The sequence below is a fragment of the Thiorhodovibrio litoralis genome (assembly GCF_033954455.1).
GTDB classification, from domain to species: Bacteria; Pseudomonadota; Gammaproteobacteria; order Chromatiales; family Chromatiaceae; genus Thiorhodovibrio; species Thiorhodovibrio litoralis.
Genome location: NZ_CP121473.1, coordinates 1,704,014 through 1,725,562, shown reverse-complemented (window position 1 = coordinate 1,725,562; position 21,549 = coordinate 1,704,014). Strand labels below are relative to the sequence as shown.

Sequence of the window (21,549 nt, the reverse complement as noted above, 5' to 3'; positions counted from 1 at the left end):
GCACCGGTGCGCGGGATTCCCAGCCAGCACAGCAGCCCGGCGCACTCCTCTGATAAGATGCCAGGCAGTTACGTTAACCAAAACCGATTCGATCTTCCCGCATGCGACGCTTCCTATACCCCGAACTCACCCGTCAGCGGCCAGCTGCCGACTTTTCAGTCGCGCTAGCAATGGCGGCATCACTGCTTATCCCCTGCACTGCAACAATCGCGGCGGAGCCACCGCCAGCGACCGAAGACATCACGCCCGATCGCCTCACGCTGGAATGCGTCGAGCAGCCATCGCGCCAGGTAACCTTCGACGGCGAGGGCCGAGTGGACTACTCCGAAGCCGCCCCACCTAGCCAAGAACCCGTGCGCATCACGGCAATCAAAACCGAGCCGGGTCAGGATTATCCCATTGCCCCCGCTCGCATCGAGAGCACTGCCCCATGGCTTGAGCGCACGCAGGCGACCTGGACGCGTGGTCAGCGAATCGACGCCGATAACGGCCGCTTACACATCGACCTTGTCGATAGTGCGCTTTTCCTCACCGAAGCCGGAACCGACGGCAACGCCCGTTTTCGGCGCTTCGACTGCAAGCAGGTCGCGGAGGATATCTCAGGCGGCGAGCCGACGCCTGCCTCGCCCGAGAGATGATGACTGATGCCCACCGAACATCAGCCATCCTCCCCGATCGCGCGTCGCTTTCGCGGCTTTCTGCCGGTGGTGGTGGACGTCGAAACGGCCGGCTTCGATGCGAAGCGCCATGCGCTGCTCGAAATCGCAGCCATCATCATCGGCATGGATGATGATGGCTGGCTTGAGCCCGAGGAGACCATCGCCTGCCATGTGCTGCCCTTCATCGACGCAGAGCTCGACCCGCGTGCACTCGCTTTCAACAAGATTGATCCGCATCACCCGTTTCGCGATGCGCTCGCCGAAAGTGATGCGCTGAAGCACGTCCTCAACCCGATCCGCAAGGCAGTCAAGTCAACCGCCTGCAATCGCGCCATTCTGGTTGGGCACAATGCGCATTTTGACCTCGGCTTTCTCAACGCAGCGCTCGAGCGCACCGGCTTTAAGCGTAATCCGTTTCACGCCTTCAGCGTATTCGACACCGTCTCCCTGGCAGGACTCATCTACGGCCAGACTGTGCTTGCCAAGGCCGCCCGCGCAGCCGGCCTCGACTGGGACGACGGCGAGGCCCATTCCGCCATCTACGACGCCGAGCAGACCGCTCGGCTCTTTTGCCAGATGGTCAACAAGTGCCGCGAGCTGAACATCCCCCTGTCGGCGGCCACTAGCACCCAAGACTGAGCGTCCCGCCCGCCAGAAGACGCCTGGGTCTGGCTACCTGGCCTCTGGCTACCTGGCCTCTGGCTACTTGGCCGCGGCGGCTTCCATCATGGTCTTCAGCTCGCCGGACTGATGCAACTCGAGCGTGATGTCGCAGCCGCCAATCAGCTCACCGTCGACGTAGATCTGCGGAAAGGTCGGCCAGTCCGCGTAGCGCGGTAGATTCTCAAAAATCTCCGGGTCCTGCAGCACATTCACAAAGGCAAAAGGCACACCGCTTTCGGACAGCGCCTGCGCGGCGCGCATGGAGAACCCGCACTGCGGAAACTGCGGCGTCCCCTTCATGTAGATCACTACCGGGTTACCTTTCACCTGCTCACCAATTCGTTCAAGAACATCCATCCCAATCACCTCGTTGCGATTTATCACCGACTATCAGGTCGGGCCAGAAAGTGCATGAATCAAGCCGGAATGCGCCAAAGGGCGCAGTGTTGCCAGGCAAGCAACGCAGATTTACGCGAAAATGCAGCTTCATCCTCCGGGGTGGCGCCGCACCATGAGCGTGAGGCGCGCAGGTTAGGCAGTGTTACCTAGCGCTTGCGCGCTTTTGCAAAGGCATCGGCCATGGCGCCGTCGGCACCAGGTTGTTGTGGCAGCGAGTCGCGTCCGCCGGTGCGTGGCGGATAGGCTGGGCCTTTTTTGTGACCGCTTGTGGGCCTGGTGTTCGCCCTGCCGTTATCAGACCGGCCATGAGCCTGACTTTGGGGCCGACCATCGCTCCGAGCGCCGCCGGCTCCGCGGCCCACACCGGCATCGCTGTTGTCCTGCCGCATGCTCAGCGCGATACGCTGGCGTGGCAGATCGACTTCCAGCACCCGCACCTTGACTGTTTGGCCGGAATGGACGACTTCATGGGGATCGCGGATGAAGCGATCAGCCAGCATGGAGATATGCACCAGGCCGTCTTGATGCACGCCGATGTCGACGAAGGCGCCAAAGTTCGTGACATTGGTGACTGTGCCTTCCAGCACCATGCCGGGCTTAAGGTCGGCGAGGGTCTCGACGCCCTCCATAAAGCTGGCGGCGCGGAACTCCGGGCGCGGGTCGCGGCCGGGCTTTTCCAGCTCGACCAGAATATCGCGCACCGTGGGCTCGCCGAAGCGCTCGTCGACAAAGTCCTTGGCCTTGAGCCTGCGCAGTGTGGCACTGTCGCCAATCAGGGACTTGATGTTCTTGCCGGCCTGCTCGGCGATGCGCCGCGCGAGCGGATAGGCTTCCGGGTGCACCGCTGAGCCGTCGAGGGGATCATCGCTGTCGTTGATGCGCAAGAATCCGGCGCACTGCTCGAACGCCTTGGGGCCCAGACGCGGCACCTTGAGCAGCTGCTTGCGGCTGGCGAAGGCACCGGCCTCCTCGCGAAAGCGGATGATGTTCTCGGCCAGGCTGGCGTTCAAACCAGACACCCTTGAGAGCAGTGGGGCCGAGGCGGTGTTGAGCTCCACCCCGACGGCGTTCACACAGTCCTCCACCACCGCATCCAGACTGCGCGCCAGGCCGGTCTGATTGACATCATGCTGGTACTGGCCCACGCCAATGGCTTTTGGGTCAATCTTGACCAGCTCGGCGAGCGGGTCTTGCAAGCGTCGAGCGATGGACACGGCTCCACGCAGGGAGACATCCATGTCCGGCAGCTCGCGCGAGGCGAACTCTGAGGCCGAATAGACCGAAGCACCAGCCTCGCTCACCACCATGGAGCGCAGGCCCAGTTCCGGGTGGCGTTTGATCAGATCCCGCACCAGGCGGTCGGTCTCGCGCGAGGCGGTGCCGTTGCCGATGCTGACCAGGGTGACCTGAAACTTCTTGGCCAGCTCCGCCAGGCTGGCGATGGACTGATCCCACTGCTGGCGCGGCGCGTGCGGATAGATGGTACCGGTCGCGGCCACCCGCCCGGTGTTGTCGATGACGGCCACCTTCACGCCCGTGCGCAGACCAGGGTCGAGCCCGATGGTGGCCAGGCGCCCGGCCGGGGCCGCCAGCAGCAGGTCTTTCAGGTTCATCGCGAAGACGCGAATGGCCTCGGCCTCGGCCGCCTCCAGCAACTGGCCTTTCAGGTCCAACTCCAGGCGCACCAGCAGCTTGACGCGCCAGGCTTTGCGCACGGTTTCCATGAGCCAGGCGTCGGCCGGGCGGCCGCGATCGGCGATGCCGAAGCGCGCGGCGATCTGATGGCGGCAATCGGCGTCGGGATCATCGCCCTCCCCCGCCAGCAGCTCCAGATTGAGAATCCCCTGATTGCGCCCGCGAAAGAGCGCCAGTGCGCGGTGCGAGGGGATTTTGGCCATGGGCTCGCGGTAGTCGAAATAATCGGAGAACTTGGCGCCTTCGGCTTCTTTGCCGTCCATCACCTGGGAGACCAAAATCCCCTGCTCCCAAAGCCGCTCGCGCAGCCGGCCAGCCACTTCCGGCTCCTCGGCGAAGCGCTCCATCAGTATCTGGCGCGCGCCTTCCAGTGCCGCTGCGGCATCCGCCACGCCCTTCTCGGCATCCACATAGGCTGCGGCCTCGGCGCTCGGGTCGCGCTCGGGCTCGGCGAGCAGCACATCGGCCAGCGGCTCCAGTCCGGCCTCGCGCGCGATCTGCGCCTTGGTGCGCCGCTTGGGCTTATAGGGCAGATACAGATCCTCGAGCTGCTGCTTGGTGGTGGCGGTCTCGATCTGACCACGCAGCTCGTCGCTCAGCTTGCCCTGCTCGTCGACGCTGTGCAGGATGGTGGCGCGGCGTTCTTCCAACTCGCGCAAATAGCCGAGGCGTTCCTCGAGCAGCCGGAGCTGGATATCGTCCAGTCCGCCAGTGACCTCCTTGCGGTAACGGGCGATGAAAGGCACGGTTGCGCCCTCGTCGAGCAAGGCCACGGCGGCCTCGACCTGGGACTGATGCGCGGCCAGCTCTTCGGCCAGCCGGTGGATGATTGACTGCATGGGATGCTTGGGTTCCGATGAATGGATTCTGGTGGATGGATGTTTATTCAGTCATTCGAGGCCGCAGCGCTCGCCATAGACAGCCATGATGGCACGCAACTCCGCAAGCAACTGCTCGCGCTGCGGGGCATCAAGCCCCTTGGCCTCGGGCAAGAGCTCGCCAGATGCCAGGCGTTCGATGTCGCGATGCACCTGACGGCAGCCCTTCTGGCAAATCGCCTCAATCGCCGCATCAAGCAACGCGGCCGGCTCGGGTAACGACCCTGACCCGGACGCACGGGTTGCCCCCCGAGCCTGGTCAGCCGCCGCCGATGAAGCATGAAAAGACGCATTCATAGCCCGGCATTATCCCCGACCAGGCGGATCACGCACAGCCCTGGATCGCGCTCGGTGATCCCGGGGCCTGCCCAAACAGCAGCCCGCCCCCAGTCAGGCGATGCGCCGGGGCTCGGCGCCCAGCCGGTGGTATCCTGCACGGCGGTGATGGAGAATAGGAAGGCGATGTACTGATCAGGAGCCTCTGCCATGTCCACCACGCTGCCGCCGCTGCCGATCAGCGTCCAGACGTTTCGCAAGATGCGCGAAGGCGGCGGCTAATGCTATGTCGACAAGACTCCTCATAGTGAAACCTTGGTGCAACGCGGCTGTGCCTTTTTTCTCTCCCACCCGCGGCGCTTCGGCACGAGCCTGCTCGTCGACACCAGAATGGTCCCTTGGATTTCCTTACCGTGAACCAACAGGCTTCATCCTCCAGGGTGGCCGTAACCATGAGCGTTAGTATCCTGACTTCGTCTTCATCGAGGCTGTCATGCACGACATTGCCGACTTTTGTTTTGTTCGCTTGTCCAGGCACCCGGTTCGACGCGGGGGCTTGATCGCCCTGCTCGCGGTTCTGACGCTGGGCTTTGGCGCATGCGCATCACGTCCAGATGATCAATTCGCCGTGGTGTCGCCGCCCCAGACCTTTCGCGCGACTAGTCTGCAAACGGGAGCGCAAAGCAATTCACGCTCGGAGCTGGACGATTGGATACGCGAGAATCTGTTGCTGCCCAAGTCCAGTCAATGGAGGCAACGCGATCCATCCCTGCTGAACCTCAACGCCGCCAGCGCCCTGATCGTCGACGGGAACGGCACGCGGCTCTATAGCAAGAACGCCGCTCAGATCAAGCCCATCGCGTCCATTACCAAGTTGATGACCGCCATGGTGGTGTTGGATGCCGGGGTGCCCATGCAGACGCGAATCACCATCGTCGACGCCGACCGTGATCGACTGCGCAACAGCCGATCGCGCTTGCGCATCAATGAGGCGCGGCTGTCGCGCGGCGAGATGATCGCTGTTGCGGTGATGTCATCGGACAATCGCGCCGCGCATGCCCTCGCCCGGACGACCTTTCGCGGCGGCACTCCAGCGTTCATTGACGCCATGAACCGCAAGGCCAAGTCACTCGGAATGCACCATACCCATTTCGCCGATTCGAGTGGACTCAATGGCAATAACCGCTCCAGCGCCGAGGATCTGGTCAAGCTGGTCAGGGCCGCGGCCACTTATCCGTTCATCCGCGAGATCACCGCCCGCGGCGAGATGACAGTCCGGCCCTTTGCCGACGGAACCCCACTGCGCTATCGCAACAGCAACCCGCTGGCCAGAAATTCCGATTGGCACCTGGACGTGAGCAAGACGGGGTTCATCAATGAGGCCGGTTACTGCCTGGCGATGCAGGCGCGCTTCGACAACCGCCCGGTGATCATGATCTTCCTCGATGCATCGGCGCATTGGGCCCGGGTCAGCGACTCGCGCCAGGTCCGCGACTGGCTGCTGACCGGAAATCCGGCCAGCGGAAGCTAAGCTAGCGGCTTGCGCGCGCGGCGCCATGACGGAATTCACCTCGGTCCCCGACGACCCGGCTGCGCTAATCGCATGGCGGCGCGCTAAGCCGCCCGACCTGCATCCTGGCGCCTTGCATCTTTGGCGCATTGATGCCGACACGATCGATGACGCCTTGGTGGCGCGGTGCGAGCGCATTCTCTCCCCCGTCGAGCTGGCGCGCGGACAGCGGCTGCGGCTGGCGCATCTTCGGCGGCGGTTTTTCTTGTCGCATCTTGCCAGTCGTCAAATTCTTGGCGCTTATCTGGGCTGCGCCCCCGAGGCGATAACCTTTGATTATTCCCCGACGGGCAAGCCGTTTATCAAGGCACCAGCCACGGGGCTTGCGTTCAATCTCAGTACCACCGGCGATTTGACGCTGCTCGCCGCGCGCATGGATGAACCGGTCGGCGTCGATGCCGAGATTGTGCGGGCGCGTGTCGATCCGCTGGCGGTGGCCGAGCGCATGTTTGGCGCGGCCGAGCATCGGCGTTTGTGCCAACTCGGCGGCGAACAGCAGCTGCTCGCCTTTTACACCGCCTGGACAGAGATGGAGGCACGCGTGAAGCGCGACGGTCGCGGACTGGCGGGACATCGCGAGCGCGACGCGCCGGATATCCGCGTGGCCCATGCCCGGCCGCGCGCGGACGCGATCTGTGCCGTTGCCAGCCGCGACTTGCCGCCAACCGCGGACTGGGTCACCTGTGATTGGTGGGGTTGAGCCCAAGAGTGCGAGCCGGCTGGCTACACGAAGCTGGTCGGTCGCGACGGGACGAGCGCACCTGGAAGCAAGAATCTGGAAAAAATGGCCGGAGAGCCCGGCCGAGCCTGACCACCCGGCTTGATCGCGCGGGTGGCCAGGCGAGGACTTGGCAGGCTGGAATCAGCCAGCAACCGCGCGCAGTTCGGGGCGCGGCTCGGGACGTGGCTCGACTTTAGCGGCAGAGCTGCGGCCACCGGCCAGTACCCGGTCGCTGCCCGCGCGCTTGGCGCCGTAGAGGGCGTTGTCGGCCTGGTCATAGAGCTGATCGAGGCTCATGCCTTCATGATGCATGGCAAGGCCAATACTGGCGCTGACGCGCACGCCGACGGCTTCAGGCGCTGACAACTGGATCTGGCCGATGGCCTGACGGATGCGCTCGGCACAATCCATGGCGCAAGTCAGGTCGGCACCCGGCAGCAGCACGACGAACTCATCCCCACCCATGCGCACGCAGACATCCGACGGGCGAGTATGTTCGCGCAGGACCCGCGCCACTTGGCACAGCAGGTAGTCGCCCTCGGGGTGACCGAACTGGTCGTTGATGGGTTTGAAGCGGTCGAGATCAAGCGCCAGCATGGTCAGCGGGCGATGCTGACGCAGGCTGTCGGCCAACCAGCGTTCGCCTTGGGTGTGGAGCGCGCGGCGGTTGCCGAGCCCGGTCATGGGGTCGGTCTCAAGCTGCTGGCTGAGCTCGCGAAAGCGCAGCGCATTGCGCAGTGCCGGGGCAGCCAGGCCAAGCAGGCTTTCGATTTTTTCCTGCTCCCGCTCGGAGAACCGGCGACCGCGGGTGACCGTGAGATGGCCCATGGGCTGACCATCCGAACCAAGGGAGTACTCCAACCGATGGCGGTCGACCTTGCCCTCGCTCAACAGGCACTGCGGCGCATCGAGCTCGGCGGACTGGAATGCGTATTCCCAGGAGCGCAACGCGACCAGCTCACTGAGATAGCCCATGACGGTCGGCACGACATGTTCGAGATCGAGTGATGCGGTGATGGCCTGCAGGAACTCGACGCCGTCGATGCTTTCGCGCGGCTGCAGGTTCAGCGCGGCATTGGAGGCGACCAGAGAAAGGTTCGGGGTTTCGGCTTGGTTGGCAGCGCTCATCACGGTTTCCTCGATGGCTGGCGGTTTCGTGTTTGCCAGCGAGGAAGCGATAAGCGTGCCAATTTTATTTTTATTTACAAATCAAGAGCCTATTACAGTCAAGCAGTACATCCGTCGGGTTTTCGGCAGCGGCTTGCCGGTCCTGGCAAGGCACTGCCGTCAAAAAACCGGCGCGCTTCGACGCCGATGCGAGCGCCAGCATTCCGCGCTAGCGCATCACCTTCGGCCTCTCGAGCACAATCATAGGCTTACTCTTGGGCCCGACGCGATGCAAGCTGGGGTCGAGCGCATTCTTCGACAGCGGACTGGTAACCCAGGTCGGCTCCAGGCGCAGGCGCAAGCGCGAAAGCTGCCGGTTGACCCGACTCTTTACCCCAGAGTCCGCCCGCGCCATGGCCGGTGTCAAGGTGATACCCGTCAATTTCTGCGCCTCTGGCGAGTAGGGCTTAATGCCTTTGCCGCGCAGATAGGTTGTCAGCACCCGATAGGTGTAGACCTGGGTTTCTGGATAGGTGACAAAGCCATTGCTGCGCTCGAGCGCTCCCTCACCCGCGTTGTAGGCCATCACCGCCTTGCCGATGCTGTACTTGCCGAGCAGGCGTTTGAGATGGCGCGAGCCAGTTTGGGCATTGATGGTGGGATCGAACAACTTTTCCCTCGAGGTCACGCCATAGTCAGCGGCGGTTTCCGGCATCACCTGCATCAGCCCCACGGCGCCGGCGCGCGAGACGGCATGTGGGTTGTAGTTCGACTCCGCGCGCACGATGGCATGCACCAGCGAGGCGTCCAGCCCATATTTTGCCGCCATGCGATCGACCAGTTTGACCAGCTCGTCACGACTCGGCACAGGCTTGTCCGGCGGCTTTGGCAAGGCCGCTGGCTGGCTTGCAGCGGCAGGCTCGGGGCTTGCCGCCTCGAGTGGCTTTTTCGCGGATGCGTCAGCCAGCACTGGGGCGGTCAGACCGACCGAGAGGAACAGCATCGCGACGGCGTCACGGGCGATCCGATTTTTGAAGTCTCTATTCGCCATCCAATCACCTTCGCTTGTGTTATGCCGGACTCCAGTCACAATAATCGTTTGGCAACCACGGCCTTTGGCCGCATCATAGCCTGAGTAGCGGCCCAGGCCAATCCGCCGCGTGCGACCGGCATTACAAGCGACTTGCATTGCCCCGAGTGACGCGCGGACAATGCCTCTGCCGAGAGCAATTTCTCAAGACATTTCGCCCGCAACGTACAGCCTTTTGCCGTGCATTTTAGAGTTGTCGCCCGCCCATGAGTCAGGCTACCAGCAACGGAACCATCGCGGAAATCGACAACCGCACCTGCATTTATTATGACGGGTACTGGATCAAGCACTATGAGCCCCCGGCCGAGAGCCTGGAGGCCAAAAAAGGCTTGATCGAGGCGCTGACGCGGCGTCTGTTCAACCATGTCGAGCATGGGATCAACATCCCGGGCATCCGCCTGGCCGAGGCGCGCGAGGCCTATCAGCGCGAGACCGACCCGGAACGCAAACGCGTCAACGGCGCCATGCTCGCCGGTGCATTGTTCAACCGCGCCACGGCCATCTTCACCAAACTGGTGGAACTACAGGCCGATGGTGTCGAGATCGAGCCGGATAATGCCCTGATGCGCGAATGCGGCGATTATCTGCTCGAGGCACTGGACCTGGGGCAGATGGTGCGTCATCGCGGTGGGGATGAAGGCATCGACGAACTCTGGGGTGAGCCATTCAAGGCCTTCAGTCAGCCCATCTCCGCCTTCTACGAGAGCCGCTACATCAAGATCGCCCAGACCATGCGTGATGTCGACCGCATTAGCGCAACCCTGATGGCAACCTTCGAGGGCAGCACCCAGATGCCCAATATCAAACCGCTGTTACTTGAATTTGCCCAGGCGGCCAAGAGCAAGACGGAAATATTGCGCACCGACACGGCTATCTTCAAGGTCTGGCCAGCCTTTGTGGTGGCGCGCGACCGCCTGCAGAACATCCAGCCACGACTATCGCCCGCCCCGTCCCTCAAGGAAATTCACGAAGCTCAGGAGGGCAATCGGATTCTCACGGCCGGCACTGCGCTGGTGACCAACATTGTGCGCGCCCGCGTGCCCATGCCCAAGAGTGCGCGCGATCTGCTCGGCAAGTGCGATCAGTTCCGCCGCAACTTCCTCGACCATCGCGATTTGCCGACCGGCTGATCGACGCCACATTTGCGCTGCCCATGGCCCAGGGCAAGTGATGGCGCAAGTGATCCGGAGCACTTGCCAGCCGCCAAAGCAGCGGCTGTGGCAGTCGAACCGCTAACCCGGCACCGTCGGGAACCCGGCGCGCGGCCCCATTTCGTAACGATCACGGGCGTAAAGCGGCGGACTCTGCATGTAGATGGCCACCAACTCGGCGAGGGATTCGAGCGCGTCTTGATGAATGCGTTCGTAGCCATGCGAGGCATCGATCCCAAAGGTCACCAGCGCTGTGCGCACATCGTTACCCGCCTCCAGCGCGGCGGCACTGTCGGAGCGATAGTAGCGGAAGATGTCGCGCTGGTGGGGAATATAAAACTCCTGACAAATCTGAATGATGCGATGGGTCAGGTGGTAATCGAAGGGGCCACCCATGTCGGCCATGCAAATGGTGACGCCAAATTCACTGGAGTTCTGACCCGGTGCCGTGGTGCCGTTGTCAATCGTCAGCATCTCGGCCACGTCCTGATGCAGGGCCGCTGAGGCACCCGAGCCGATTTCTTCCGAGATGGTAAACAGCGGATGGCAGTTGACCGGCAGGCGCACGTCATTTTCCACCGTGGCCTTGACCGCCGCCAGCAGCACCGCAGCACCGGCCTTGTCGTCGAGATGACGGGAGTTGATGAACCCGGTGGGGGTGATCTCGGGCTGGGTGTCGATGGCGACGAAGTCCCCGACATGCACGCCAAGTTGCAGCAGATCGCCCAGATTGGCCACCCGCTCGTCGATGCGAAACTCGACGTTTTGCCAGCCGCCCGGCTGGTTGTCGATTTCCGGCCCGAAGGTATGCCCTGAGGCCTTGAGCGGCAAAATGGTGCCACGGTGCTGGCCAATATCAGTGAACAAGGTGCAGCGCGCGCCTTCGGCGAAACGCGAATTCCAGTGACCGACCGCCACCAGTTCCAGGCGACCGTTGGGCTTGAGCGCCTTGACCATGGCGCCCAGAGTGTCGATGTGGGCCACCACGGCTTTGTTCGGGCGCTCGGCCTCGCCCTTGAGCGTCGCGCGAATCGCACCTCGACGGGTCAACTCAAAAGGCACACCCAGGCGCTCTAGCTCCTCGCAAACCAGATGCACCACGCGGTCGGTGTAGCCGGCGGGGCTTGGGGTAAATAAGAGTTTGAACAGAATATCCTGCAAGTACTCGAGATCGATCGGGAGCTGCTTCAAACGGGAACCTCGCCAATAATCTGTTAGGGACTGCTCCGCTATGGGCGGGTAACAGTCTGCGGGAACAGCAAATCGACGAAGCGCTCAGCCGTCGGCTGGGGCTCGTGATTGGCCAGTCCCGGCCTTTCATTCGCCTCAATAATGACATATTCCGGCTCGCTGACCGAGGGAACGATGAAATCGAGCCCGGTCACCGGGATGTCCAGGGTACGCGCGGCAGCCCTGGCGGCCTTTTTCAGGTCCGGGTGCAGTTTGGCTGTCACGTCATGAATGGTCCCGCCGGTGTGCAGGTTGGCTGTCTTGCGCACTTGCAGCACTTCGCCATAGGGCAGCATGTCGTCCATGCGGTAACCGGCCTGAACGACACAGCGTTCGGTCTCATCATCGAGCGGAATCGCGCTCTCCCCGCCGGTTGCAGCGCGCCGCCGACGGCTTTGCAGATGAATCAGCTCGCCCACTTTATGGCGGCCGGTGCCTATCACCTGCGCTGGCTTGCGAATGGCCGCAGCCACCACATCGAAGTCGATCACAATCACGCGCAGATCATCACCGCTGACGAATTCCTCCAGAATCACCGTGTCGGAAATCCGTCGCGCGCGCTTGATGGCGCGCTCCAGCTCGGCGGCGTCGCGCACATCGACACTGATGCCGGCACCCTGCTCACCGCGCGTGGGCTTGACCACCACGCTGCCGCGTTTGGACAGAAAGGCCTCGGCCTGATCGAGCGCCTCGACCTTGATCTGCTCCGGCACACGCAGACCCACGCGTCGCAACATCCGATGGGTCACGGACTTGTCATCGCAGCGGCTCATGGCCACCGCTGTCGTCAGCTCGCTCAGGGACTCGCGGCAGACGATGCGCCGCCCGCCAAGATTCAAGGCGAAATAGCCACCTTCGGCGTCGATGACCTCGGTGCCAATGCCGCGCCGACGCGCCTCGTTGACGATAATGCCGGCGTAGATATTCAAATCGGCCGCCGGCTGCCTGCCGATAAACAGGGGCTCGTTGAAGGCGTTTTTGTTCTTGAGCGCAAACACCGGCACGCGCTCGAAGCCGAGCTTCTCGTACAGGCGAATCGCCTGCTTGTTGTCGTGCATCACCGAGAGGTCAAGAAACGCCCGCCCGCGCGCCTGGAAAAACTCCGCCACCTGACGTACCAGGGTCTCGCCGATGCCGGGATAAGGCGCCTGGGAGTCCACCGCCAGCGCCCAGAGGCTGGCGCCGTTCTCGCGGTCGCCGAACGCCTCGACATGATCAACACCATTGACCGCGCCCAGAATAGCGCCGTCCTGCTCGTCTTCCGCCACCCAGAAATGCAGCACCTTGGAGGCATGATTCTCCCAGATGAACTCCGGCGGCGGCGGCACCATTTTGCGGGCACAATAAAGCCGGTGAATCGCCTCGGCATCGCTGCGGCTATTGAGCAACCGCACCACAAAGCCCTTGGGCCGGCGCGAGGAGTAATGGTAGCGCTCGAGCCAGAGTCGAAAGGTGTGTGAGGGATCAAGAAACAAGTCCTGAGGGGCGAAGGACAGCACCACGTGCGGATCGCGCAGGTAAAGCGCCACATCGCGCTTGCCGGAGCGTTCCTCCTGCAGGGTGCGGGCGAGTTGTTCCAGGTCAGAAAAAGTCTGACCGAAGATCAGCCGCCCCCAGCCGCAATCGACCATCTTGTCATCGGCTGCGATTTGGCGCTCCGCAGCCCTCGGCTGCCAGTTGGTCAGGGTGGGCGCATGCTTGCGGGCCAGCCGGTGATGGTTGCGGTCTTTGATTGCCATAAGGTCTCCCGCATTCAAATTGTGGAGGCAAATTCATTTGCCCCGTTCTGACTGTGACGGGTGGGAGCGGCTTCAGCCGCAACGGCTCGCGGCTGAGGCCGCTCCCGCCGGAGATCCATCGGCTCGGATGCGATGAAACATGGCGAACATCGCCTAAAGCCCATGTTCATCGAGCCAAAGGTTTAACAAAGCCACCTGCCACAGCTTGGAGCCACGCAACGGCGTGATGTGATCCTCGGGTGCTGCCAGCAGATTCTCGACATAGCCTGCCTGAAACAGCTCGCGCTCTTGGGCGCGCTTGGAGGTCACCACCCCGCGCACCATGTCTAGCACATCCCCGCGCAGATACTTGAGCGCCGGCACCGGGAAGTAGCCCTTGGGCCGGTCGATGACCTCCGATGGAATCACCTTGCGCCCGATAGCCTTGAGAATGCCCTTGCCCTCGTCGGCCAGCTTGAGCCCATCAGGCACCCGCGCAGCCAGCTCGACCAGCTCGTGATCGAGGAAGGGCACCCGTGCTTCCAGCCCCCAGGCCATGGTCATGTTATCCACGCGCTTGACCGGGTCATCCACCAGCATGATGGTCTGATCGATGCGCAGTGCCTTGTCGACCGGCGCATCCGCACCCGGATGGGCGAAATGCGCGCGGATGAAGTCGCGGCTGTAATCCTCGCCATGAAAACGCGGATGCACCGCTTGGCAGAACTCGGCCTGCTCGCGGTCGCAAAAGGCGCGCGCATAATCGGTCAGCGGATCAGTGCTGCCGACCATCGGCGGATACCAGTGGTAGCCGCCAAAGACTTCATCAGCGCCCTGCCCGCTTTGCACCACCTTCACATGCTTGGCGACCTCTTGGGAAAGCAGATAAAAGCCAATCACGTCATGGCTGACCATGGGCTCGGCCATGGCGCGCACGCAGCCGGGCAGGTTCGGCAGCAATTTGGCCTTTGAGTCGACCTGAATCTTGTGATGCTTGGTGCCATAGTGACTGGCGATGATGTCCGAGTACTGGAACTCATCGCCCACCTCGCTGCCGACCGACTCGAAGCCGACCGAGAAGGTATTGAGCCCGGTCTGCCCCTGCTCAGCCAGCAAGCCGACGATCAGGCTGGAGTCCAGTCCGCCCGAGAGCAGCACGCCGACATCCACATCCGCCACCAACCGGCGGTCGACCGCGGTGCGCAAGGACTCTAGCACCAGCGCATGCCAGTCCTGCTCGCTGCGCCCCGCGTCCCCGGCCTGAGCTTCAAATTGCGGCTCCCAGTAGCAGTGCTCGCGCGAGCGGCCATCTGCCTCGATGACGCGGATGCTCGCCGGCGGCAGCTTACGCACCCCGCGCAAGATGGTGTAAGGCGCCGGCACCACGGAATGAAAATGCATGTAATAGTGCAGCGCGACCGGGTCGAGATCGGTATCGATACCGCCGCCGGCGAGCAGCGCCGGCAGGCTGGAGGCAAAGCGCAAACCGCCCGGTACCTCGGCCAAATACAGCGGCTTGATCCCTAAGCGATCGCGCACCAGCGTCAGCCGGCCGCTGTCACGCTCCGCCACCGCAAAGGCGAACATGCCATGAAAGCGTTCAACACAGCGCTCGCCCCAGGCGTGAAAGGCCTTGAGCACCACCTCGGTGTCGCCATGGGAGAAGAATTGATAACCCTTGCCGATGAGCTCTTCGCGCAGGGATTGGTAGTTATAGATGCAGCCGTTGAAGGCCACGCTCAGCCCCAGGGTGTTATCGACCATCGGCTGGGCGGCATGGGTGCTGAGATCAATAATGCTCAGACGCCGGTGACCAAGGGCGAGCGCGCCCTGCTGAAACAGCCCGCGGCCATCCGGCCCGCGCGGCGCCATGGTGTCATTGATGGCCGCCAGCGCGGCGAGATCAATAGGCTTGTCGTCGAAACGGATCTCTCCGCAGAGTCCACACATCAGGTCTTACTCCCTGCCGGCATTTCGAGGCCGGTGTTTTGGGGCCGGTATTTGGGAGCCGGTTTCGCGGACGCGCCGACGGCCGATGTCGCGCCCGGCACGGCTTTGAACGCCCCAGACAACTGCGAGAGACCATCCGCGGACGACCACTCAAGCAGCCCGGCGGCAATTTTTGTTGGCTAGCTGGTCGATTGCTTTCGGAATCGGGGCATTAGAGATTAGTGGATGAAGCTTGGCAGCGCGGTCCAACCCTTGGATCGCCAAAGCGAGCGGCGAGCTATAAATTGCACCAAAATGGGATCGCACCAAAATGGAGCCTGGCGGCACAACAGCAGAGCACCATCAAGGCAGCACCGCCCCTCAGCCGACAAATGCGTCGTCTCCACACCGACGGCGATCAAACCATTGGCCGGGCCGGTGGCATTGCTGCCGACCGCGAAACGAGAACTGCAAAACGAAAACAGAGAACCGAGCAAAAACCAACAGCGAATCATTCTAACCAAGACAACCGCACACTTCCAGCGAGCACCCCACGCAGCCGGAGTCCGCTCAGCCGGTCAACAACAACACGCCACCGAAGCCCCCCCAAGCAAATATTTTCATATAGCCGACCGCCATTCCCTGGACGCTTAAGGGGTTTATCAAGCAGTTATAATGCCAAGTATCGCAACCAGGAAGCGACCCCGGGTCGCTTGCATTCTATGCTCGTTTGGAAAGGGTTCGCGCTCGTGTGCCGCTTCCTTTGGCGCGCTGCGTGCGACGACCACGCATCCTTTCTGCGACACTGGGGGACACCACAGTTGCCCTGCGGTCTGGTTTTCAATTAGCACGGCGGTCGATTCACACGAAGGTGCCACGATGGAAAGGTTTTTCAATACCTCCGGGCCTGTCGATCCGGATGACCACTACAGTTTGCCACCCCTGCAGAGGGTCGATTGGACAGAAATCAATCATCTGATTGGGACCAAACGCTATTTCGTGCTGCACGCCCCGCGCCAGACCGGCAAGACCAGCACCCTGCTGGCCATCATGGCTGAGTTGAACCGGGAGAGCCGCTTCGCCTGTGTCTACGCCAATATCGAGGGCGCCCAAGCTGCGCGAGGAGACGCGACCATTGGAATACCCACAGTGTGCAGCGCCATCGCGCGCGCCATTGACATTCATCTCGGGGATACCCGCATCAAGACCTGGCTGGCGAACGAAGGGCGCGGCATCGTCGCCCAGGATCAGCTCACCACCTTGCTCGAGCACTGGTGCCGGCAGAGCTCCACGCCCGTGGTGCTGCTGCTCGATGAGGTCGACGCCCTGGTGGGCGACACCCTGATCTCCCTACTGCGCCAGATCCGCGCCGGCTATAATCAGCGGCCCGAGGCTTTTCCGCAAAGCATCATTCTGTGTGGCGTGCGCGATGTGCGCGACTACCGCATGCGCAGCGCTGATCAGGAAATCATCACCGGCGGCAGCGCTTTCAACATCAAAGCCGAGTCGCTGCGCATCGGCAATTTTACCGCAGACGAGGTGCGGGCGCTGTGGCTACAACACACAGAGGCAACGGGCCAGCACTTTGCGCCGGAAATCTTCGAGCCACTCTGGCTCGATACCAGGGGCCAGCCCTGGCTGGTCAACGCTCTGGGCTACGAAATAACCTGGAAAAATAAAGCCGCCCGCGACCGCTCGCGCCCCATCACGCTCGAAGACTACCGCGACGGTCGCGAGCGGCTGATCCTGTCGCGAGCCACCCATCTCGACCAACTCGCCGACAAGCTCAAGGAGCCGCGGGTGCACGCGGTAATCGCGGCGCTGCTTTCCACTGAGGGCTCCCAGCCGCAGGTACCTGAGGACGATCTGCACTATGTCGAGGACCTGGGCCTAGTGCGCACCCGCCCCAAGTTGGAAATCAGCAACCGTATCTACCAGGAAATCATCCCCCGGGAGCTAACCTGGGCCACCCAGACGATGATCGCCAATCAGGAAACCCTCTGGTACCTGGGCCAGGATCGGCGGCTCGATATGGCCAAGCTGCTGACTGCCTTTCAGCAGTTTTTCCGCGAGCATGGCGAGAGCTGGGTGGAGCGCTTCGAGTACCGCGAGGCCGGCCCGCAATTGCTGATTCAAGCCTTCTTGCAGCGAATACTCAACGGCGGTGGCCGCTTGACTCGGGAATACGCCCTCGGCCGCCGGCGCACGGACCTCTTGCTAGAGTGGCCACTGGATGAAAGCGCCGGCTTTTTCGGCCCGGTGCAGCGCGTGGTCATTGAGCTGAAACTGCTGCACGTCGGGCGCACCTTGGACAGCATCCTGGCCCGGAGCCTGGAGCAGACATCCGACTACGCCGACAAGGCCGGCGCCGAAGATGCCCACTTGGTCATTTTCCACCGCGATCCGATTCTCACCTGGGAGCAGCGACTGTGGCGGCGCGAGGAGCGCTGGGGACCGCGTGAGATCAGCGTTTGGGGTTGTTGAGGATGCGAGAAAGGCCAAAGCAACGGCCAACCTCCGTTCCCGCGCGGCACCGTGCCCGGCGGCTCCTGCTCGTCGAAGGCTCCCCGCACGAAACCCACCGGGTCGCGCAGGCCCTGCTCCGTGAACTGGGCCAGGATTTGCCAGCTCCCGCCTCTGTCCCCTGGATTGGCCGCGGTCCATCCGACTCCAGCTCACTGGTCAACCAGGCAGAACAACTCCTCGGCAGCGAGTGCGATCTGATCGTCTATGATCTCTTTGCCGGGTTCGACCCCGATGCCCTGGCCGCCGCGAGCGGTGCTCTGCGCGGTGGCGGCCTGCTGATCTTGCTGTGTCCACCGCTCGACCAATGGCCGGATTTTATCGATCCCGCCGCCACGCGCGTCGCAACTCATCCCTATCGGGCAGAAGATGTCGGCCAGCGCTTCCTGGCGCGCATGGCCCTGCAATTGGCTGGCGCGGCTGCAACCTTGCGACTGAGCGCGCCCACCCAGGTTGATGTCATGGCTGAAGTCGGAACCCTGCGGCTAAGCGCACCCGTCCCTGTTGATGGTATGACTCAACTACCGCGCGAGCAGAGCGGCACCCCAGTCAGCAGACTGATCACCACAGGTGACGATCCTGTCTTCCGTCCCGCCCTGCGCGGTGCCTTGCATCCCAATGCCCCCACAAGAATGCACCCCAAGTTGCAATCTGCCGCCCCCGACCACTGGCTGCTCACCGACGAGCAACTGCAAGTCCTCGCGGCCATCCGCGCCCTAATAACCGATACCAACCCCCGCCCCTTGGTCGTCAGCGCCGGGCGCGGCCGCGGCAAATCCACCGCGCTGGGCCTGGCTGCGGGCGAGCTGTGCCAGCACGCCGCGCACCCTGTCCTGATCACCGCCCCGCGCTATCGCGCCGCGCGCACCCTGCTCGAGCACGCCCGCGGCAAGGCCGGGTCAGCCATGGAATCCATGCTGCGCTTCCTGCCCCCGGACGCCATCGTCCGCGAGCGCCCCGCCGCCGAACTGCTGCTGGTCGACGAGGCCGCCGGCATTCCGGCGCCGCTATTGCATGACCTGTTGGAGCGATATCCGCGCATCGTCTTCGCCACCACCACCCAAGGCTACGAAGGCACCGGCTGTGGCTTCGCACTGCGCTTCTTTCCGCTGCTCGATGAACAACGACCGGGCTGGCGGCATCTCGAGCTGCGCCAGCCGGTGCGCTTTGCCGCCGGCGACCCGCTCGAAGCGCTGATCGATCGCCTGCTGCTGCTCGACGCCGAACCGGCAACCGCCGAGCAGGTCAAGTCCAGCATCGGGCCGCCGCCGCGGATCGCGCGGATCGATCGCGATCAGCTCATCGCGCAGGAAGACCAACTGCGCCAGCTCTTCGGCCTGCTCAGGCTCGCGCACTACCAGACCCGTCCGAGCGACCTGCGCCACCTGCTCGATGGGCCGAACCTGAGCCTGACCGCGCTCCACCGCGGCAACAGCGACACCCTGCTCGCCACCGCCCTGAGCGCCCGCGAAGGCACTCTGGACGATGCGCTGAGCGCCGCCATCTTCGCCGGCGAGCGCCGCCCGCGCGGCCATCTGCTACCCCAAACCCTCTCGGCACATGCCGGTCTCGCCGAGGCACCGCGACTCAGCTACAGCCGCATTGTGCGCATCGCCGTGCATCCAGCCGCGCAGCGCCAGGGCCTCGGCCGCCACCTGCTCGAGCATCTGGTGCAACAAGCCGCCGCGGATGGCTGCGACCTGATCGGCGCCAGCTTCGGCGCCACCGCCGAGCTCCTGGCATTCTGGCACGCCTGCGGCTTCATGCCAGTGCAGCTTGGCAGCCACCGCAATGCCGCCACCGGCGCCCACGCCGCCGTCGTGCTGCGTGCGCTTACCCCGCCCGGCCAGACACTCCTGACCCAAGCCCGCGTCCAATTCGCCGAACGCCTGCTGCACCTGCTCCCCGGCCGCCTCAACGCACTAGAGCCCGCGCTGGTCCTGGCGCTCCTCAGGGAAAGCGCTCAACAGCGGCTCCCAGGCGAAACAACTCCAGCAGAGTTCCCCGCATCCCTGCCAGCATCCATCCAGGCCGAGTTGCACGCCTTCGCCAACCAAAAGCGCACGATTGAAGCTGCCCTGCCCGTCCTTGCCCGCCTCGCCCCCCAGCCCCTTGGCGATGCCATCTCCCGGAGCACACTCAGCCAACGACAAGCCGAGAGCTTCATCGCCGCCGTCCTGCAGCAGCATCCGCCCGAAAATATTGCACAACAAAATGGCTATTCAGGTCGTGCCGCTCTGATAACCGATTTGCGCAAGACCGCGGCCTCGCTAGCGCTCATGGTTCAGCGCCACCCCGAATCCGCTTGAAAACCAAAAACCGGTTTCAGCCCGGGTTATAATGCTGGCATCCAGGGGCGCGCAGGCGCCTCTTTTTGCATTGGCTTACGCCATCTCAAGCCGCCTGCGGGCGGCTTGTTGTTTTCTGTCATCAAGCCCGCTTACTCGACCATGAAACGACTTCGCCAGGATTGGCTATCCAACATTCGCAATGATCTGCTCGCCGGGCTAGTGGTGGCCCTTGCGCTTATCCCTGAGGCCATAGCCTTTTCCATCATCGCCGGGGTGGACCCCAAGGTCGGGCTCTACGCTTCCTTCAGCATTGCCGTGGTCACTGCCTTTGTTGGCGGGCGCCCTGGAATGATCTCAGCCGCCACCGCGGCAATGGCGGTGCTGATGGTCGATCTGGTGGCCGATCATGGGCTGCAGTATTTGCTCGCCGCCACGGTGCTGACCGGGGTGCTGCAAATGCTGGCCGGCTGGCTGCGCCTCGGCAACCTGATGCGCTTTATCTCGCGCTCGGTAATCACCGGCTTCGTCAATGCGCTGGCGATTTTGATCTTCATGGCGCAGTTGCCGGAGATTACCGGCAGCCAACTCACGGTGCCTGTCTATGCCATGCTCGCGGCCGGACTGGGGATCATCTATCTCTTCCCCTACCTGACCCGGGCGATCCCCTCGCCGCTGGTGGCCATCGTGTCACTGACGGGGGTGGCGATTTACTTCGGTCTGGATGTGCACACGGTCGGCGACATGGGGCAGATGCCCGATAGCCTGCCGATCTTCCTGCTGCCGGATATTCCGCTCAATCTGGAGACCCTGAGCATTATCTTCCCGGTCTCCGCGACGCTGGCGGTGGTCGGGCTGCTGGAATCCCTGATGACGGCGACCATCGTCGATGATCTGACCGACTCCAAGAGCAACAAAAACCGCGAGTGTGTCGGCCAGGGCGTGGCCAATGTCGCGACCGGGTTTCTCGGTGGCATGGCCGGGTGCGCGATGATCGGGCAAACGGTCATTAACATCAAATCCGGCGGACGCGGGCGCCTCTCGACCCTGGCGGCAGGCATCTTTCTGCTGCTGATGGTGGTGTTCGCCAACGACTGGGTGGCGCGCATCCCGATGGCGGCCCTAGTCGCGGTGATGATCATGGTCTCCATCGGCACCTTCAACTGGGCCTCGTTTCGCAACCTGCGCGAGCATCCGCTCGATGCCAATGTGGTGATGATCGCCACCGTGGCGGTCACTGTGCTGACCCACGACCTGGCTCAGGGCGTGCTGATCGGCGTGCTACTGTCGGGCTTTTTCTTTGCCCACAAAGTCAGCCGGGTGCTCTATGTCGGCTCCACGCCGACGCGGGAGGGACGCGAGCGCGTCTACCATGTGATCGGTCAGGTGTTTTTCTCCTCCGCTGATTCGTTCATCGCCTCCTTCGACTACAAAGAAGTCATCGAGAAAGTCCGCATCGATGTCAGCCGCGCGCATTTCTGGGACATCACCGCCGTCAGCGCGCTCGATAAGGTGGTGATCAAGTTTCGCCGCGAGGGCACAGAGGTCGAGGTCACTGGTCTGAATGAAGCCAGCGCGACCCTGATCGGACGCTTCGCGGTGCATGACAAGCCGGATGCTGTCGAACAGCTCATGGGCCACTGACAGGATGA

18 protein-coding genes are annotated in these 21,549 nt (G+C 63.0%); 9 read left to right on the top strand and 9 right to left on the bottom strand.

Annotated features, from left to right (window positions below; genetic code table 11):
* Nucleotides 1–101: 101 nt before the first annotated feature.
* A complete protein-coding gene (locus Thiosp_RS07550) occupies nt 102–638 on the top strand; it encodes a hypothetical protein (RefSeq protein ID WP_201064105.1) in 537 nt (178 codons plus the stop codon).
* 6 nt (nt 639–644) lie between these two features.
* Nucleotides 645–1,298, top strand: a complete 654-nt coding sequence (gene rnt, locus Thiosp_RS07545; RefSeq protein ID WP_201064103.1) for a ribonuclease T — start codon at nt 645–647, stop codon at nt 1,296–1,298.
* A gap of 63 nt (nt 1,299–1,361) precedes the next feature.
* Here rnt and grxD read toward each other — a convergent pair whose 3' ends face one another.
* The 4 genes from grxD to Thiosp_RS07525 all read right to left on the bottom strand — a co-directional run bounded on the left by grxD (nt 1,362) and on the right by Thiosp_RS07525 (nt 4,830).
* Nucleotides 1,362–1,679, bottom strand: coding sequence for a Grx4 family monothiol glutaredoxin (grxD, locus tag Thiosp_RS07540; RefSeq protein WP_201064101.1), 318 nt, complete (start codon nt 1,677–1,679; stop codon nt 1,362–1,364).
* A gap of 188 nt (nt 1,680–1,867) precedes the next feature.
* Nucleotides 1,868–4,255: a Tex family protein gene (locus Thiosp_RS07535; protein WP_201064100.1), complete on the bottom strand. Its 2,388-nt coding sequence runs from the start codon at nt 4,253–4,255 to the stop codon at nt 1,868–1,870.
* Nucleotides 4,256–4,306: 51 nt separating this feature from the next.
* Nucleotides 4,307–4,591 carry a hypothetical protein gene (locus tag Thiosp_RS07530; RefSeq protein ID WP_242518316.1) on the bottom strand — a complete coding sequence of 95 codons (285 nt, stop codon included), beginning with the start codon at nt 4,589–4,591 and terminating at the stop codon, nt 4,307–4,309.
* Nucleotides 4,588–4,830: a hypothetical protein gene (locus tag Thiosp_RS07525; RefSeq protein WP_201064366.1), complete on the bottom strand. Its 243-nt coding sequence runs from the start codon at nt 4,828–4,830 to the stop codon at nt 4,588–4,590. Before Thiosp_RS07525 ends, Thiosp_RS07530 begins: the two co-directional genes overlap by 4 nt.
* A 58-nt stretch (nt 4,831–4,888) precedes the next feature.
* Between Thiosp_RS07525 and Thiosp_RS07520 the strand changes: the two genes are divergently transcribed.
* The 3 genes from Thiosp_RS07520 (at nt 4,889) to Thiosp_RS07510 (ending at nt 6,840) form a co-directional block, all read left to right on the top strand.
* Nucleotides 4,889–4,987: a hypothetical protein gene (locus tag Thiosp_RS07520; protein ID WP_323696964.1), complete on the top strand. Its 99-nt coding sequence runs from the start codon at nt 4,889–4,891 to the stop codon at nt 4,985–4,987.
* Between the two features lie 76 nt (nt 4,988–5,063).
* The gene (locus Thiosp_RS07515; RefSeq protein WP_201064098.1) at nt 5,064–6,101 is read left to right on the top strand and encodes a serine hydrolase; all 1,038 of its coding nucleotides are present in this window, start codon (nt 5,064–5,066) and stop codon (nt 6,099–6,101) included.
* A gap of 25 nt (nt 6,102–6,126) precedes the next feature.
* On the top strand, nt 6,127–6,840 hold the full coding sequence (locus Thiosp_RS07510) for a 4'-phosphopantetheinyl transferase family protein (protein ID WP_201064096.1): 714 nt from the start codon (nt 6,127–6,129) through the stop codon (nt 6,838–6,840).
* A 162-nt stretch (nt 6,841–7,002) separates the two neighbouring features.
* Here Thiosp_RS07510 and Thiosp_RS07505 read toward each other — a convergent pair whose 3' ends face one another.
* The gene (locus Thiosp_RS07505) at nt 7,003–7,989 is read right to left on the bottom strand and encodes a GGDEF domain-containing protein (protein ID WP_201064093.1); all 987 of its coding nucleotides are present in this window, start codon (nt 7,987–7,989) and stop codon (nt 7,003–7,005) included.
* A 208-nt stretch (nt 7,990–8,197) separates the two neighbouring features.
* Entirely contained in the window at nt 8,198–9,019 is an 822-nt protein-coding gene (locus Thiosp_RS07500) for a lytic transglycosylase domain-containing protein (protein ID WP_201064092.1), read from the bottom strand.
* 245 nt (nt 9,020–9,264) lie between these two features.
* On the opposite strand from Thiosp_RS07500, the gene Thiosp_RS07495 reads away from it, so the two are divergent.
* Nucleotides 9,265–10,188 carry a hypothetical protein gene (locus Thiosp_RS07495; RefSeq protein WP_201064091.1) on the top strand — a complete coding sequence of 308 codons (924 nt, stop codon included), beginning with the start codon at nt 9,265–9,267 and terminating at the stop codon, nt 10,186–10,188.
* A 102-nt stretch (nt 10,189–10,290) separates the two neighbouring features.
* Here Thiosp_RS07495 and Thiosp_RS07490 read toward each other — a convergent pair whose 3' ends face one another.
* From Thiosp_RS07490 to Thiosp_RS07480, 3 genes are all read right to left on the bottom strand, one after another.
* On the bottom strand, nt 10,291–11,400 hold the full coding sequence (locus tag Thiosp_RS07490; RefSeq protein WP_201064089.1) for an osmoprotectant NAGGN system M42 family peptidase: 1,110 nt from the start codon (nt 11,398–11,400) through the stop codon (nt 10,291–10,293).
* A 38-nt stretch (nt 11,401–11,438) separates the two neighbouring features.
* Nucleotides 11,439–13,178 (bottom strand): N-acetylglutaminylglutamine synthetase, encoded by a 1,740-nt coding sequence (ngg, locus tag Thiosp_RS07485; protein ID WP_201064081.1) that lies wholly within the window; start codon nt 13,176–13,178, stop codon nt 11,439–11,441.
* Nucleotides 13,179–13,331: 153 nt separating this feature from the next.
* On the bottom strand, nt 13,332–15,107 hold the full coding sequence (locus Thiosp_RS07480; protein WP_201064079.1) for an N-acetylglutaminylglutamine amidotransferase: 1,776 nt from the start codon (nt 15,105–15,107) through the stop codon (nt 13,332–13,334).
* Between the two features lie 858 nt (nt 15,108–15,965).
* On the opposite strand from Thiosp_RS07480, the gene Thiosp_RS07475 reads away from it, so the two are divergent.
* The 3 genes from Thiosp_RS07475 (at nt 15,966) to Thiosp_RS07465 (ending at nt 21,541) form a co-directional block, all read left to right on the top strand.
* A complete protein-coding gene (locus Thiosp_RS07475; protein ID WP_201064077.1) occupies nt 15,966–17,570 on the top strand; it encodes an ATP-binding protein in 1,605 nt (534 codons plus the stop codon).
* A gap of 2 nt (nt 17,571–17,572) precedes the next feature.
* Nucleotides 17,573–19,918, top strand: a complete 2,346-nt coding sequence (locus Thiosp_RS07470; protein ID WP_201064076.1) for a tRNA(Met) cytidine acetyltransferase TmcA — start codon at nt 17,573–17,575, stop codon at nt 19,916–19,918.
* A 141-nt stretch (nt 19,919–20,059) separates the two neighbouring features.
* Nucleotides 20,060–21,541 carry a SulP family inorganic anion transporter gene (locus tag Thiosp_RS07465; RefSeq protein WP_201064074.1) on the top strand — a complete coding sequence of 494 codons (1,482 nt, stop codon included), beginning with the start codon at nt 20,060–20,062 and terminating at the stop codon, nt 21,539–21,541.
* The last annotated feature ends 8 nt before the right edge of the window (nt 21,542–21,549 follow it).